The organism is Campylobacter showae (assembly GCF_963515975.1).
Taxonomy (GTDB): Bacteria; Campylobacterota; Campylobacteria; order Campylobacterales; family Campylobacteraceae; genus Campylobacter_A; species Campylobacter_A showae_F.
This window is the reverse complement of sequence record NZ_CAUPZM010000008.1, coordinates 70372-82960: the sequence shown is the minus strand read 5'-3', so window position 1 is coordinate 82960 and position 12589 is coordinate 70372. Positions and strand designations below refer to the sequence as shown.

Annotated in this window: 15 protein-coding genes; all 15 read left to right on the top strand. The window is 45.8% G+C overall.

All coding sequences use genetic code 11. The annotated features are described in order from the left end of the window. The first annotated feature begins 762 nt into the window (after nucleotides 1-762). The 15 genes from RWM02_RS10605 to RWM02_RS04395 all read left to right on the top strand — a co-directional run bounded on the left by RWM02_RS10605 (nucleotide 763) and on the right by RWM02_RS04395 (nucleotide 12588). Nucleotides 763-1344, top strand: coding sequence for a helix-hairpin-helix domain-containing protein (locus RWM02_RS10605; protein ID WP_122862776.1), 582 nt, complete (start codon nucleotides 763-765; stop codon nucleotides 1342-1344). A gap of 587 nt (nucleotides 1345-1931) precedes the next feature. Continuing rightward, a complete protein-coding gene (locus RWM02_RS04460) occupies nucleotides 1932-2327 on the top strand; it encodes a hypothetical protein (protein WP_122862777.1) in 396 nt (131 codons plus the stop codon). Next, nucleotides 2314-3480 (top strand): beta-ketoacyl synthase N-terminal-like domain-containing protein, encoded by a 1167-nt coding sequence (locus RWM02_RS04455; RefSeq protein ID WP_314069458.1) that lies wholly within the window; start codon nucleotides 2314-2316, stop codon nucleotides 3478-3480. Before RWM02_RS04460 ends, RWM02_RS04455 begins: the two co-directional genes overlap by 14 nt. Next, nucleotides 3477-3917 (top strand): ApeP family dehydratase, encoded by a 441-nt coding sequence (locus tag RWM02_RS04450; protein WP_314069456.1) that lies wholly within the window; start codon nucleotides 3477-3479, stop codon nucleotides 3915-3917. The genes RWM02_RS04455 and RWM02_RS04450 overlap by 4 nt, the downstream gene beginning before the upstream one ends. Beyond that, nucleotides 3910-4623 (top strand): 3-oxoacyl-ACP reductase FabG, encoded by a 714-nt coding sequence (gene fabG, locus RWM02_RS04445; protein ID WP_314069455.1) that lies wholly within the window; start codon nucleotides 3910-3912, stop codon nucleotides 4621-4623. Before RWM02_RS04450 ends, fabG begins: the two co-directional genes overlap by 8 nt. Beyond that, on the top strand, nucleotides 4623-5864 hold the full coding sequence (locus tag RWM02_RS04440) for a beta-ketoacyl-ACP synthase (protein WP_314069453.1): 1242 nt from the start codon (nucleotides 4623-4625) through the stop codon (nucleotides 5862-5864). The genes fabG and RWM02_RS04440 overlap by 1 nt, the downstream gene beginning before the upstream one ends. A gap of 16 nt (nucleotides 5865-5880) precedes the next feature. Next, entirely contained in the window at nucleotides 5881-6333 is a 453-nt protein-coding gene (locus RWM02_RS04435; protein ID WP_314069451.1) for a hypothetical protein, read from the top strand. Nucleotides 6334-6342: 9 nt separating this feature from the next. Next, a complete protein-coding gene (locus RWM02_RS04430; protein ID WP_002946946.1) occupies nucleotides 6343-6762 on the top strand; it encodes a hypothetical protein in 420 nt (139 codons plus the stop codon). A 15-nt stretch (nucleotides 6763-6777) separates the two neighbouring features. Next, entirely contained in the window at nucleotides 6778-7458 is a 681-nt protein-coding gene (locus RWM02_RS04425; RefSeq protein ID WP_314069449.1) for a beta-ketoacyl synthase chain length factor, read from the top strand. Further along, a complete protein-coding gene (locus RWM02_RS04420; protein ID WP_314069447.1) occupies nucleotides 7436-8188 on the top strand; it encodes a lysophospholipid acyltransferase family protein in 753 nt (250 codons plus the stop codon). Before RWM02_RS04425 ends, RWM02_RS04420 begins: the two co-directional genes overlap by 23 nt. After that, a complete protein-coding gene (locus RWM02_RS04415; protein ID WP_122873601.1) occupies nucleotides 8185-8442 on the top strand; it encodes a phosphopantetheine-binding protein in 258 nt (85 codons plus the stop codon). The genes RWM02_RS04420 and RWM02_RS04415 overlap by 4 nt, the downstream gene beginning before the upstream one ends. A 2-nt stretch (nucleotides 8443-8444) precedes the next feature. After that, complete coding sequence (locus tag RWM02_RS04410) at nucleotides 8445-8696, top strand: acyl carrier protein (RefSeq protein ID WP_314069443.1); 252 nt, start codon at nucleotides 8445-8447, stop codon at nucleotides 8694-8696. Beyond that, nucleotides 8680-9216, top strand: coding sequence for a COG4648 family protein (locus RWM02_RS04405; protein WP_314069441.1), 537 nt, complete (start codon nucleotides 8680-8682; stop codon nucleotides 9214-9216). Before RWM02_RS04410 ends, RWM02_RS04405 begins: the two co-directional genes overlap by 17 nt. After that, nucleotides 9206-10894, top strand: a complete 1689-nt coding sequence (locus tag RWM02_RS04400) for an AMP-binding protein (RefSeq protein WP_314069439.1) — start codon at nucleotides 9206-9208, stop codon at nucleotides 10892-10894. Before RWM02_RS04405 ends, RWM02_RS04400 begins: the two co-directional genes overlap by 11 nt. Then, entirely contained in the window at nucleotides 10867-12588 is a 1722-nt protein-coding gene (locus RWM02_RS04395) for a glycosyltransferase family 2 protein (protein WP_314069437.1), read from the top strand. Before RWM02_RS04400 ends, RWM02_RS04395 begins: the two co-directional genes overlap by 28 nt. The last annotated feature ends 1 nt before the right edge of the window (nucleotide 12589 follow it).

The window sequence follows — 12589 nt, the reverse complement described above, 5'->3', positions numbered from 1 at the left end:
GTTTTGCATTCTGTATTCTTTAGTTTGTTTGTCTTGTAATATGTTGTCTGTTCTTTGGGCACTTAATTTACTGTCGGAAAGACTGAGTGTTATCGGACTAGGTTTGTTTCTTTAATATAGAAGCAAATTGGTAAATTTTAGGAGTTGTGTTGGTTGGTTTGCTTGACTCGAAAACGATTAGTGTGTTGTTTTGCCTGGATGCTATTTTTTAATAATTGCAGTAAGACTGTTCTGTTTTTAGAATGGGTAAGTTGGTGTTATAGAATGATTGAACTAAAAAATAAGGTGTTATTAGTGCATAATGAATAAAACTTTTAATTTGCTAAGAAAGGATGGAGAAGGGCTGTTCTGTGGTTTATTTGCGGGTATGTAAGGGGTTTGTAGTGGGGCAGAATGAGGTGTATAAAAAGAAAGATAACAATAAAGCAAGTGAGGAAATCATATAAGTGCAAAAAAGTCTTTTAAGGACTTTTTAAAGGTCTTTATCGTACGGGGAGTAAATGGATGTTAGGGTTTTTTAGTGGTAGCAGCATTGGTTTATTTTATGTAAACGGCTGAGCTGATGCTACTTTATACTATTTGCGGTGAAGTGCATTAGACTAAATTGATATAAGAATTAAGCAGAGTGCTTAAAAGTGTACATTCAAAGCCCTATTAAACTTTTAAGCTATTGTTGATTGTTTATATTAATAATATTTCTTAATAATCTTATAATTATTTTTTGGTAGAATGTGGACTTAAATTTTTAAAAAAGGAAAAACAATGAACAAATTCGTGTTATCAATGTTAGCATGCGCCTCAATGGTATTTGCTGCTATAAATTTAAATACCGCTACAAAAGAGGAGCTTATGAGTTTAAACGGCATTGGTTCAGCAAAAGCCGATGCTATTATTGAATACAGAAAAACAAACAAATTTGAAAGTATAGAGGATATAAAAAACGTAAACGGTATCGGCGATAAGACGTTTGAAAATTTAAAAGGCGATATCTCTACGAGCGGCGCAAGCGTAATACCTTCGAGCGATAAAGCAACCAAGAAGGCGCAAGAAGCTAAAAGCGATATGCTTGACAAAGCAAAGCAGAGCAAAAAAGATGTCGCTAAAAAAACAAAAGATGCAGAAGAAAAAATAGCTACGCCTGCAAAAGATATGGATAAATCTAAAACCGATATAGATGAAAAGGCTTCTAAAAATATTAAAAGCAAAGTAAAATCTGGCGAAGATAAAATAGAAAAAGATATTGATGAGGCTAAGACTAAGACAAAAGTTTCAAAGAAGAAGGTTGAAGAAAATGTGGGCAAGGAAGTTGAAGCTAAAAAATCTACAAAGAAAAAATCAGAATAATCTATGTTGTGCAGCTCAAATTTGAGCCTATAATTTAAACTGCGTAAATCCTTTTTAAAATAATCAGAAAGGATTTACGCAATCCTTCTTTCTGATTATATACGCCCTCCAGAATTGATTAAATCACGATAAATGCAAAATTAAAGTGCTATATCTGACATTAATCATTATTAGTAAATGTTAGCCAAAAAATAAAAACGCCTACTAGCAGCGAGCAACTTAAAAACTAACTGCTGTTGTCTTTATTATGGATAGTTAATAGCTGTAAAAATAATATATTTGGATAGTGTTATTTTGAAAATTACAATATAGTGCCACAGTTGACAATGCCAAATTTAATTCTCCGTACACGGATGATCTATGTGTACAATTGAAATACATCAATTTTAAAAATACGGTTACTAAATTTACATTGTTGTATTTTTAAACCAAAATCTCGTTGCTAAATTTTTTAACAAAGTCCGACAAATTTTATTAAAAAATATCTTGCATGCCGATTTTTGCACCCTGCGTTGTTTTTAAAGGTTAAAAAGATATAATCTGTGCATTATTCTAAAACAAACAAAATTTAATAAGGCGACCAAAGGGTGGGTTTTAAAAAAGTTTTAAAATTTATATCTATTTTTGCGGCGGCATTTGCGCTCGGCGGATGTGCGGCGAAGGCTAAATTTGATGTTCCGCAGATCGTAAATTTCGATAAACGCGAATTTGAAGTGACTTCGCAAAGCGGCTCAAATTTGCTCTATATTTCGCATGAAAAAGAGGATTTTTATTTTACGATGATAAACTCCATGGGCACTCCGCTGGCTAGGAGAGTTTTAAGGCCGAGCGGCGAATTTGAAGCTATCGGCTTTTTACCGCCAAATAGCACATACAACGAGCTTTTTGTTAAAGTGCTAAATATCGTAAAATCAAATCAAAAAGAGGCCGTCATAACGGCAAATAACGAAAATTTTAAGGTAAGAGCTCTTGATATACGTTAGCAAGCCCGCCGTCATCAGCGCAGCCGGAGCCGATGCTGAGGAAAATTTTGCAAATTTATGCGGAGAAAAGAGATTTTTGAGCGTCTGCGAAGGCTTTAGGGCGGATAAAAGCTTTATCCTCGGCAAGGTCGGCGTGCAGCTGGCTAAATTTAGTCAAAATACGCCAAAACACCTGCAAACGCGCACCAACGCTCTAGTTTTAAGCGCGCTTTTGCAGATAGATAAAGACGTGCGAGATGCCATTAAAAAATACGGCAAAAATCGCGTCGGCGTAGTGGTGGGCACGACTACTAGCGGCGTGGAGGAAAACTACGAAACATTTAAGGATTTTGCCGCGACGGGATTTTTCGATGCTTCAAAATTCGGCGTCAGTCGCAACTCTCTAGCCAATCCGTCCGAATTTATCGCCGATTTTTACGGGCTTAGCTCGGTTGCGTTTTCCGTCTCGACGGCCTGTACCTCGGGTGTCAAGGCGATCATAACGGCAAAAAGGCTGCTGGAGCCCGGTATCTGCGACGCCGTGATCTGCGGCGGCGTGGATAGCCTAAATACGCTAACGATAAACGGCTTTGATAGCCTAGGTATCCTAAGCGCGCGCGAGACCAATCCGTTTTCCAAAAATCGCGACGGTATAAATATCGGCGAAGGTGCGGCGTTTTTCGTAGTGAGCAGGGATGAAATTTCAAACGTAGTTATCGCGGGCGAGCACTCAAACTGCGACGCGTTTCATATGACGCAGCCTGATTTTAGCGCTCAGATGCAAACGCAGTGCGTGCAAAAGGCGCTGCAGGCGGCAAATTTAAGCGGCGTGGATTATATAAATTTACACGGTACCGGCACGCAGGCAAACGATAAAATCGAGGCAAAGATCGTGCATTCGCTCATGCCGAGCGTTTTTGCGAGCTCCGTTAAACCTCTGATCGGCCACACGTTAGGAGCCGCAGGAGCCATCGAGAGCGCGCTTTGCGCTATGCTTTGCGCTAGGGACGAAACCGCGCTGCCGCCGCACGTTTATGACGGCGTTTACGATGATGAGATAGAGGGGGTAAATTTGGTGAAATTCGGCCAAAGGGCAGTCGTAAATTCGGCAATGTCGCTGTCGTTTGCATTTGGCGGAGATAATGCGGTGATCGTGTTTGGGAGGGCGAAATGAGCCTAGGAGATTATCTCCCGCACGGTACGGCGATCGTTTTTATCGACGAGGTGCTTAAATTTGAAGAGGGTCGCATAAAAACAAAAAGCGTGATAAAAGAGGATAATAAATTTCTTTCAAACGGCAAATTCGCCATGCACAAAACCGTCGAGATGATGGCGCAGTCGCTGGGTATCTACGACTCAAAGATGCGCGAGCTAAAAGGTATGAAATTTGGGCTAGGCTTTTTGCTGGGTAGTAGAAAATTTGAGATATTTAAGCCGTTTTTAAAGGTCGGAGACGAAGTCGTCATCGAAACCGCCTGCTCGATACAAGACGCAAGCGGATTTGGCGTTTACGACTGCGAGCTTTACGTAAACGGCGAGCTAGGAGCGCGCGCGACGCTAAACGTGCTTAGCCCAGACGAGGAATACGTAAAAAGGATACTAGATGAGTAAAAGAGTGCTGATAACGGGCTCAAGTCGCGGCATCGGAGAAGCGGTAGCTAGGCGACTGGCGGCGGCTGGATACGAGGTCGTGCTGCACGGCAAAAGCGCGAGCGAGCGGTTATTAAATTTACAAAACGAGTTAAATTTGAGCGCTTTAAAATTTGACGTCGCAGATACGCAGGCGGCAAGAGCGGCGATCGAAGCCGACATAGAGGCTAACGGCGCTTATTACGCCGTCGTGCTAAACGCAGGTATCACGCGCGATAGTACCTTCGTAGCAATCGAGGATGAGGATTGGTTTAGAGTCGTGGATACAAACTTAAACGGCTTCTATAACGTCCTAAAGCCCGCTCTTATGCCTATGATCCGCGCCAAAAAGCCCGCTCGTATCGTCGTCATGAGCTCGGTTTCAGGCGTCATCGGCAACCGCGGACAGAGCAACTACGCAGCGAGCAAGGCTGGTCTCATCGGCGCGGCAAAGTCCCTCGCCGTCGAGCTTGCCTCGCGAAATATCACCGTAAACTGCATCGCACCCGGACTCATCGAGACCGATATGACGGACGGCGGCTTGCCGATCGAGGAGATTTTAAAAGCTATCCCGGCTAAAAGAACGGGCAAAGCAGACGAGGTCGCGCCTTTGGTCGAGTTTTTGCTAAGCGAGGGCGCAGCCTACATAACGAGGCAGGTTATCGGCGTAAACGGAGGGCTTTGCTGATGCGAGTTTTTATAACGGGTATGGGCATGGTGAGCGCCTTTGGCAAGAGCTGGGAGGAGATAAGGGCTAAATTTGAACTCGGCCAAAACGCCGTGAGATACATGTCTCAGTGGGATAGATACGCCGATCTAAACACCCGCCTGGCCGCACCTATAGAGGGCTATGAGTGTCCTAGCTCGTGGGACCGTAAGCAGCTAAGAAGCCTAGGTATAGTCTCGATGTATAGCGTCGAGGCGGCGGGGCTGGCGCTAAGAGACGCGGGGCTCATGCGGGGCGAAAATTTAGACGCCGCTAGTCTCGATCCCAGCGTGCAAGACGGTAGACTAGGGGTTGCATGCGGCTCGTCTACGGGTAGCACCGAGTCGATACTGGCGATGGCAAAGCTGCTAGAGCGCGGCGAAAACGAGTGTAACGCCAACACCTACATCAAGATGATGCCTCACACCACAGCGGCAAATATCGCGCTTTTTTACTCATTAAAAGGGCGCATCATCCCAACATCCTCGGCATGTACGAGCGGCTCGCACGCGATCGGATACGCCTACGAGAGTATCAAAAGCGGCAAGATCGATATGATGCTAGCAGGCGGCGCGGAGGAGCTGTGCCCGAGCGAGGCGTACGTGTTTGATATGCTTTATGCCACTAGCGTGAAAAACGGCTCGCCTGAAATTTCGCCTGCTCCTTTTGACGAGGGGCGCGACGGGCTGGTGCTAGGTGAGGGTGCTGGGATACTTTTGCTAGAGAGTGAAGAGAGTGCCATAAAGCGTGGGGCTAAAATTTACGCCGAGATCGTGGGCTTTGGCTCAAACTGCGACGGCTCACACGTAACGCGCCCGCAAAGTGCGACGATGAAAGGCGCGATGGCTCTAGCTTTAAAAGACGCAAATTTAACGCCGGGAAAGATCGGCTACGTAAATGCTCACGCTACGGCGACTAAGCAGGGCGATATCGCTGAGAGTATCGCTACAAACGAGCTTTTCGGCGATAAGATCGCTATCAGCTCGCTAAAAAGCTACCTGGGTCATACGCTAGGCGCTTGCGGCGGTTTAGAGGCGATATTTAGCGTGATGATGATGCGTGAAAAAAGATTTTTCCCGACGATAAATTTGACCCGCGTCGACCCTAGTTGCGCGCCGCTTTTTTACCTGACCGAGCAAACCGCGATAGATACGGACTTTGTTATGAGCAACAACTTTGCTTTCGGCGGAGTAAATACGTCGCTGATATTTAAAAGAATTTAAAATTTGAAGGTAAAATATGAAACGAATTTTAGCCGTTTTGCTTTTGATTTGCTCTTTTTCGGCGGCAAAGGACGAGTTTTACGAACACGATATCGCAAGCGCACTGGAGTCTAAATTTGCAAAGAAATATCTGCTAAAAGATATAAGCTTGCAGTTTTCTAAGCAGACGGACGAGGAGCTAGAGCCCGTAAAATCGCAAAGGCGTAGCAACAAATACCGCGCGGTAGAGGAAGATAGTTTCGGCGACGCGGTAAAAGACCCGCGCGAGGATAACTATAAGGAGTCTTGCGAATACGTTTTCGTTAAGGTTTTGGTCGATCTGCAAACGGCGGCAAAAAATGCGGGCAAAAGCAGCGTCGTGAACATACAAGGAAACTATAGGGATAAGTTGCTGGATAGCAAGGATAAATTTCAATGCGTAGTCGGAAATATGGCGACTGCGGTGGCGTTGAAAGCAAATTTGAAATAAGGAGAAAAAATGAAAAAATTATTAGTTTTAGCGGGCGTTTGCGCCTTGGCTTTAAATTTGAGCGCGCGTGACGACGTGCTTAGCTTTTCGATCGAGGAGGCGCTAAGCTCACCAAAGGCAAAAGAGGTGCTAAATCCAAACATTAAGCTAAGCTTCGGCTCGGGCACGAAAGGCGGCATCATCAAAAGCGGCCTGATGGCAAACAAAAAAACCAACGCCTTTAATAAAAGCGACAAAGAGGCGTGCCAGTGGGCGTTTTTGTCAGCGATAAAGACTTTCCAAGAGCGCGCGGTGCAAGAGGGTGGCGCGAGGGTGGTAAATTTAACCGGCTACTACAAAAAACAGCCTTTTGACTCCAAAACGCAGTTTCAGTGCGGAGCCGGTGCTTTGATGGCCGGCGTAACGCTAAAAGGCGATATCGCGAAATAACGGCGAGAGGGGCGAATGAGGCTAAATTTTAAACTCGATTTTTTCGACGCAGTTGTTTTTAACGGCGCGCAAGATGCGAAGCTGGCGGCATACGAGAGGGAGCTTGACGTCTCGCACGTGCCTCCGCTTGAGCGCCGCAGACTTAGCCGCGCGGCAAAATGCGCCTTTGATCTAACCAAAAACATTGCGCCGCTTGATATGCCTATCGTGTTTAGTTCGTACGAAGGGGAGATAAATCGCTGTTTTGAGCTGCAAAACACGCTAGCTCACGGCGAACTTATCTCGCCGACCTCGTTTTCGCTCTCGGTTCACAACGCACTTTCCTCGCTTTTAGCGATAAATTTCAAAAATCGTAGCGAAATCTCCGCCGTTTCGGCATACGCGCCGCTAGAGTACGCTTTGGTGCAGGCACATCTGATGCTAAAAAGCGGAGCCAAAAACGCTCTGGTTTTAGCCTATCACGAGAGCATTTCGCAGGAGTATTTTGACGAGTCTGCACCCTCTTGTATGGTTTGTTTGCTAGTTAGCGAGGGCGAAAATTTGAGCCTATCGCAAAGCGAAATTAGCGGCAAAACGGATGAAAATTTGCTTGTTAAATTCCTGCAAAATTTTGATCCGAAGCAAAAATGCTCCTGGCAAAGCGCGGATAAAAACTCCGCTTGGCGGTGGGATTATGAGCCCTCGTCACTGGTTTAAAATTTTTATCGTAGGGGCGAATTTTGCGCTATTTGGACTCATTTGCGCGCTTGGAAATTTGATCTTTGTTCCGGTTGCGATTCTTGGGCTTTATAAATTTAAGTTTATCCGAAATTTTTGCCGCGATCTGGTGCGTCTGGCTTGGAGATTTTTTATATTTTCTACTCAAATTTGCGGCTACCAGCGCACCAAATTTGACCTTCCTTTTGAGCTTGGCTCCGCCTCGCAGATAATCATCGCAAATCACCCTTCGCTTTTAGACGTCGTTTTTTTGATAGCGCTCATTCGCCGCGCAAACTGCGTGGTAAAAGCAAGCCTTGGTAAAAATATCTTATTAGCTCCCGCGATAAAATCATGCGGATATATCCTAAATACCGCCAATGAGGAGCTTTTACAAAAAAGCGCGGACGCTCTAAAAAGCGGCGAGAGCTTGATAATATTTCCGGAAGGTACGCGCACGGCGGGCGAGATAGTCTTTCACAAAGCAGCCGCCTATATCGCGGTAAATGCGGCAAAACAGCTAGTCGCCATCGCTATCAAAATGGATCCTCCCAGCCTCAAAAAAAACGAGCCTTGGTACAAAACCCCGAGCGTTATGATAAAATACGAGTTCAAAGAGCTTTTTAGGCTAAATTTGGACGGGTTTTGCGCGGATAGACCAAACCCGATCAGGGCTAGAGAGCTACACGCTTTTATCAGCGAAAATTATACAAAGGAGTTTAAACAATGAACGAACTAATAGAGGAGATAAAAGAGCTCATCATAAAGAGCTTAAATTTAGAGGATATGAAACCAAGCGATATCGATGAGAACGCACCGCTTTTTAACGAAGGGCTAGGGCTTGATAGCGTCGATGCGCTAGAGCTTGGCCTTGCGGTACAAAAAAACTACGGCCTGGTACTGGACTCTAAAACCGCAAATTTAAAAGAGATTTTTTACAGCGTAAAAAGCCTCGCGCAATACATCTTTGAAAATAGGAAATAACGATGAAACAGGAAGAAATTTTTGAGATTTTAAAGTCCGCGCTCGTGCAGCTTTTTGAGATCAACGAGGCTAAAATCACGCCGCAGACGCGCATTTACGAGGATCTTCAGATAGATAGCATCGACGCGATCGATCTAATAGACCACATCAAGCGCAAAACGGGCCACCGATTGATGCCTGAAGACTTTAAAAACGTAAAAACGCTCGAAGATATCGTAAACGCAGTGGCTAAAAAATTTGACGAGCAAGCTTAAAATCGCCCTAAGCGTAGTTAGCGTCCTTTATCCGTTTGCGCTATTTTTCGCGGGCGATTTTGCCTTTTGGGTCGTTTGGGCGCTTGCTGTGCTATGGATAGCGCGCGGAGCGTATTCAAGCGGTTTTGAGAGAAGACTTAGCATCTCGGCTGCCGTTTTTTTCATAGTATGTATGATTTTTAGAGGCGGATTTTTAGCGTATCTTTATCCTGTTTTGGTGAGTTTGGCGTTTTTGGCGTTTTTTGCTTTTAGTCTAAAAAACGAAGCCGTCATCACCAAAATCGCAAGGCTAAAAGAGCCTGATTTGGACGAAAAAGGCGTGATCTATACGCGAAATTTGACCAAAATTTGGTGCGCGTTTTTTGTTTTTAACGCCGCCATATCGTTTGCGCTAGCCTTGATGGAGGATAAGCTTTACTGGAGCGTTTATAGCGGCGCGGTATCTTACGCGCTGATGGGGGCGCTGTTTTTCGGGGAAATTTTATTTAGAAAGAGATTTGTAAAAAATAATGATCTTTGAAGAAAATTTAAAAAATTTTAGATTTACGGGCGACTCTCGCGACGTCTTTGACGCGTGCCTTAGATTTGCCGCGTTTTTAGAAAAAGGTGGCGTAAAAGAGCTGCAAATTTACATTGACGACGCGTTTAAATTTTACGCTGCTTTTTTCGGCTCGCTTTTGGTTGGGTCTGCGCCCTGCGTGCTGGCAAAGCCGATTTACGAGACAAATTTGACCGCCGTAAACGATGAAAATTTTTTAAATTTTCTTGCAAACGAGCCCGCAAAAGGGCTTAAATTTGATCCGCAGGCTAAATTTTACCTGCAAACTTCGGGCTCTAGCGGCAAAAGCAAGATGATAGAAAAAACGCTCGCGCAGATGATAAAAGAGAGCGAATATCTGGCCACCGAGCTAAATTTTAGCAGCCAAAATACCTTTTTTTCGAGCGTTTCACATAGGCACATGTTTGGACTTACGTTTAAGGTTTTTTTACCGCTGGTGCTGGGCGCTCGCGTCATCGCGGACGAGCTAAACTACCCCGAGGCGATTTTGGGCTTAGATCTCGCAAATCACGTATTTATCGCTAGTCCGGTGCTGCTTAGGACTCTAACTCAAAGCCCCGCCGCAAGCGCGCTAAAAGCCCTAAGCGGGATCGTAAGCGCGGGTTCGCCGCTAAAAAAAGAGCTAAGAGACGAGCTAGGCAAAATCTGCGACGCGCGGATCATCGAAATCTACGGCAGCACGGAAACTGGCATAGTGGCTAGGGACGAGGGGTGCGGACTTAGGCTGTTTAGCGCGGTGAGCGCCGGACTAGACGGTAGAGGCGCGCTAAACGTGAGTTCGCCTTGGTGCGAGTTTTTTCAGACTAACGACGCGGCCAGCATCGACGAGGGCCGCCTTGCGCTACAAGGCAGGATAGACCGCATAGTTAAGCTAAACGACAAGCGCGTGAGCCTAGAGAGTATCGAAGCAAAGCTGCTAGAAAGCGGCCTGCTCGCGGACTGCTACTGCGCGCCGCATCCGAAATTTAAACGCATAGCCGCGCTTTTGCAGCTTAACGACGAGGGGCTAAAAAAATTTAGGAAAATCGGCAAAAAAGGCGTCGCAGACGAGCTAAAAGAGCTTTTGAAACTCGAGTTTAAAAACAGCGTGCGCTACTTTAAAATCGTAGAAAAAATGCCGCGAAATCAGCAGGGTAAATTTGAAAAAAGCGAATTTGAAAATACGCTATTTGCTAGCCCAAAACCAGTCTGGAGCGGCGGGCGCGTAAATGAGGCGGACGAAATTTGCGGCAGTCAAATTTATAAAAACGGCCAAAATTTAGCGAGCGGCTTAAACTGCGGCGCGGTTAATACAAACGATATCTACGCTAAATTTGAGGGGGGCGGCGAGCGGCTAGAAAACTCGGCGCAAAAATACGAATTTAGTGCTATCATGCACGCCGGGCTTGAGATTTTCGAGAGCCATTTTCCAAATTTACCGCTACTGCCGGGATTTATGCAGCTTGACTACGTCTTTGAGCTAGCTTGCGGCGTCGGTATCGACGTTAGCTGCGCCAGCACGGTGGAAAATCTAAAATTTATGAAGTTTGTAAGACCGGGCGATTTGCTCCTAGTTTGTTTTGAAAAGCGCGGCGGCAAGCTTTATTTCGAGCTGTTTTGCAACGGAGAAAAATGCTCGACGGGAAGGGCCGCGCTTTGAATAAATTTGCGTTTTTAGTGCCCTTTTACAATCACCCGCAAAATATCAAAGCCCTGATCGCCGCGCTAAAAACATACGAGCTGCCAGTTATCGTCGTGGATGATGGCTCGGATGAGAAGAGCAAGCAAATTTTAGCGGAGCTTGAGCGCACGGAGGGTATCTTGCTGCTCACGCGCGCGCAAAACGGCGGCAAGGGCATCGCGATGAAGGACGGGTTTAAATTTGCGCTGGAGCGCGGTTTTAGTCACGTTTTACAAATCGACGCCGATTTTCAGCACGACGCGGCGCTCATCGGCGAGTTTTTGAGGCAGAGCCGGGCGCACCCGCAAAGTATCGTCTGCGCAAATCCTATTTACGGCGAGGACGCGCCAAAATCACGCGTTTACGGTAGGAAAATCACGAATTTTTGGGTCGCGATAAATACGTTAAGCCTTGGCGTAAAAGACGCTATGTGCGGCTTTCGCGTCTATCCTTTAGATCAACTTAAAAAAGCGGCGACGAAAAGCAAAACAAATAGGATGGAATTTGACATCGAGATCCTCGTAAATGCCGTAAGACAGGGCATCGACGTGCGCTGGATCGATACATACGTGCGCTACGAAAAGGGCGGCGTTTCGCACTTTAAGATGCTACGCGATAACGCGCTAATCAGCCTTATGCACGCAAAATGCTTTTTTTCTCTGCCTAAATTTGCGCTGGGTAAAATTTGGCGAGCGTGCGGGTTAAATTTGGGCGAAAAAAGGGGGACAAGCGCTCAAATTTCCGTAGAGCCTCAAGAAAACGCCGAGCAAAATCTCTGGTGGAAAAAGCAGGAAAGAGGAGGCGCGTTTTTTTTAAGACTTAGCCTATTTTTGGCGCAAATTTTGCCTGAGTTCGCGCTAAAGCTTATCGTTAAAATCGTGGTTTGGTTTTATTATATTTTTTCAAAAAACGAGCGCGAGAACATCGCGGCATTTAGGCAAAATTTAAGCGTTTTTGCAGGCGCGCAGACGCTAAAAGGAACGAGCGTTTTTAGCCATTTTGAGGCGTTTGGCGGCGCTATTTGCGATAAATTTAGAGTCTGGAAAGGCAAGATCAAAGATGACGAGCTAGAGATCATAGATCTAAAGCGCATAAAAAGCGAACTAATCGGCGCGCAAAAGGGGCAAATTTTACTCACGGCGCACCTTGGAAACGTCGAAATTTGCAAGGCTTTGGGCGCGCGGGTCGATGGCTTTAGGATGGTGATTTTGGCTTACGACAAAAACTCGCGCGAGTTTAACGAGGTGCTAAAGCGCATCAGCCAAAACGACGGTAGCGTGCGTATGATGCTGGTCAATGAGCTCGACGTTACCGCGATGCTGGAGCTAAAAAATATCGTCGAAAGCGGCGAGCACATCGGCATAATGGGCGATAGAACGCCTCTTGGCGGCGATAAGGCCGCGCGCGTAAAATTTCTAGGCAAGGAGGCGAGCTTTAACTACGGTCCGTACTTGATCGCCGGGATTTTGGGCGTAAAGATAAGCTCGTTGTGGTGTCAAAAGATTGATGGTAAATTTAGGATCGAGCTAGTGCCGCTAGCAAGCGCCGTAAAGCTGGGGCGAGATAAAGCCGCCGCAGCGCGCGAATATCTGCAAATTTACGTCCGCGAGCTGGAAAATCGCTGCAAGCAAACGCCTACGCAGTGGTTTAACTTTTTTGATTTTTGGAGATGAG

Excerpts from the sequence above, each read along its gene's own strand:
- RWM02_RS10605 (WP_122862776.1), top strand. The coding sequence starts at position 763 with ATGAACAAATTCGTGTTATCAATGTTAGCATGCGCCTCAATGGTATTT.
- RWM02_RS04450 (WP_314069456.1), top strand. The coding sequence starts at position 3,477 with ATGAGCCTAGGAGATTATCTCCCGCACGGTACGGCGATCGTTTTTATC.
- fabG (WP_314069455.1), top strand. The coding sequence starts at position 3,910 with ATGAGTAAAAGAGTGCTGATAACGGGCTCAAGTCGCGGCATCGGAGAA.
- RWM02_RS04440 (WP_314069453.1), top strand. The coding sequence starts at position 4,623 with ATGCGAGTTTTTATAACGGGTATGGGCATGGTGAGCGCCTTTGGCAAG.
- RWM02_RS04435 (WP_314069451.1), top strand. The coding sequence starts at position 5,881 with ATGAAACGAATTTTAGCCGTTTTGCTTTTGATTTGCTCTTTTTCGGCG.
- RWM02_RS04430 (WP_002946946.1), top strand. The coding sequence starts at position 6,343 with ATGAAAAAATTATTAGTTTTAGCGGGCGTTTGCGCCTTGGCTTTAAAT.
- RWM02_RS04425 (WP_314069449.1), top strand. The coding sequence starts at position 6,778 with ATGAGGCTAAATTTTAAACTCGATTTTTTCGACGCAGTTGTTTTTAAC.
- RWM02_RS04420 (WP_314069447.1), top strand. The coding sequence starts at position 7,436 with ATGAGCCCTCGTCACTGGTTTAAAATTTTTATCGTAGGGGCGAATTTT.
- RWM02_RS04415 (WP_122873601.1), top strand. The coding sequence starts at position 8,185 with ATGAACGAACTAATAGAGGAGATAAAAGAGCTCATCATAAAGAGCTTA.
- RWM02_RS04410 (WP_314069443.1), top strand. The coding sequence starts at position 8,445 with ATGAAACAGGAAGAAATTTTTGAGATTTTAAAGTCCGCGCTCGTGCAG.
- RWM02_RS04400 (WP_314069439.1), top strand. The coding sequence starts at position 9,206 with ATGATCTTTGAAGAAAATTTAAAAAATTTTAGATTTACGGGCGACTCT.
- RWM02_RS04395 (WP_314069437.1), top strand. The coding sequence starts at position 10,867 with ATGCTCGACGGGAAGGGCCGCGCTTTGAATAAATTTGCGTTTTTAGTG.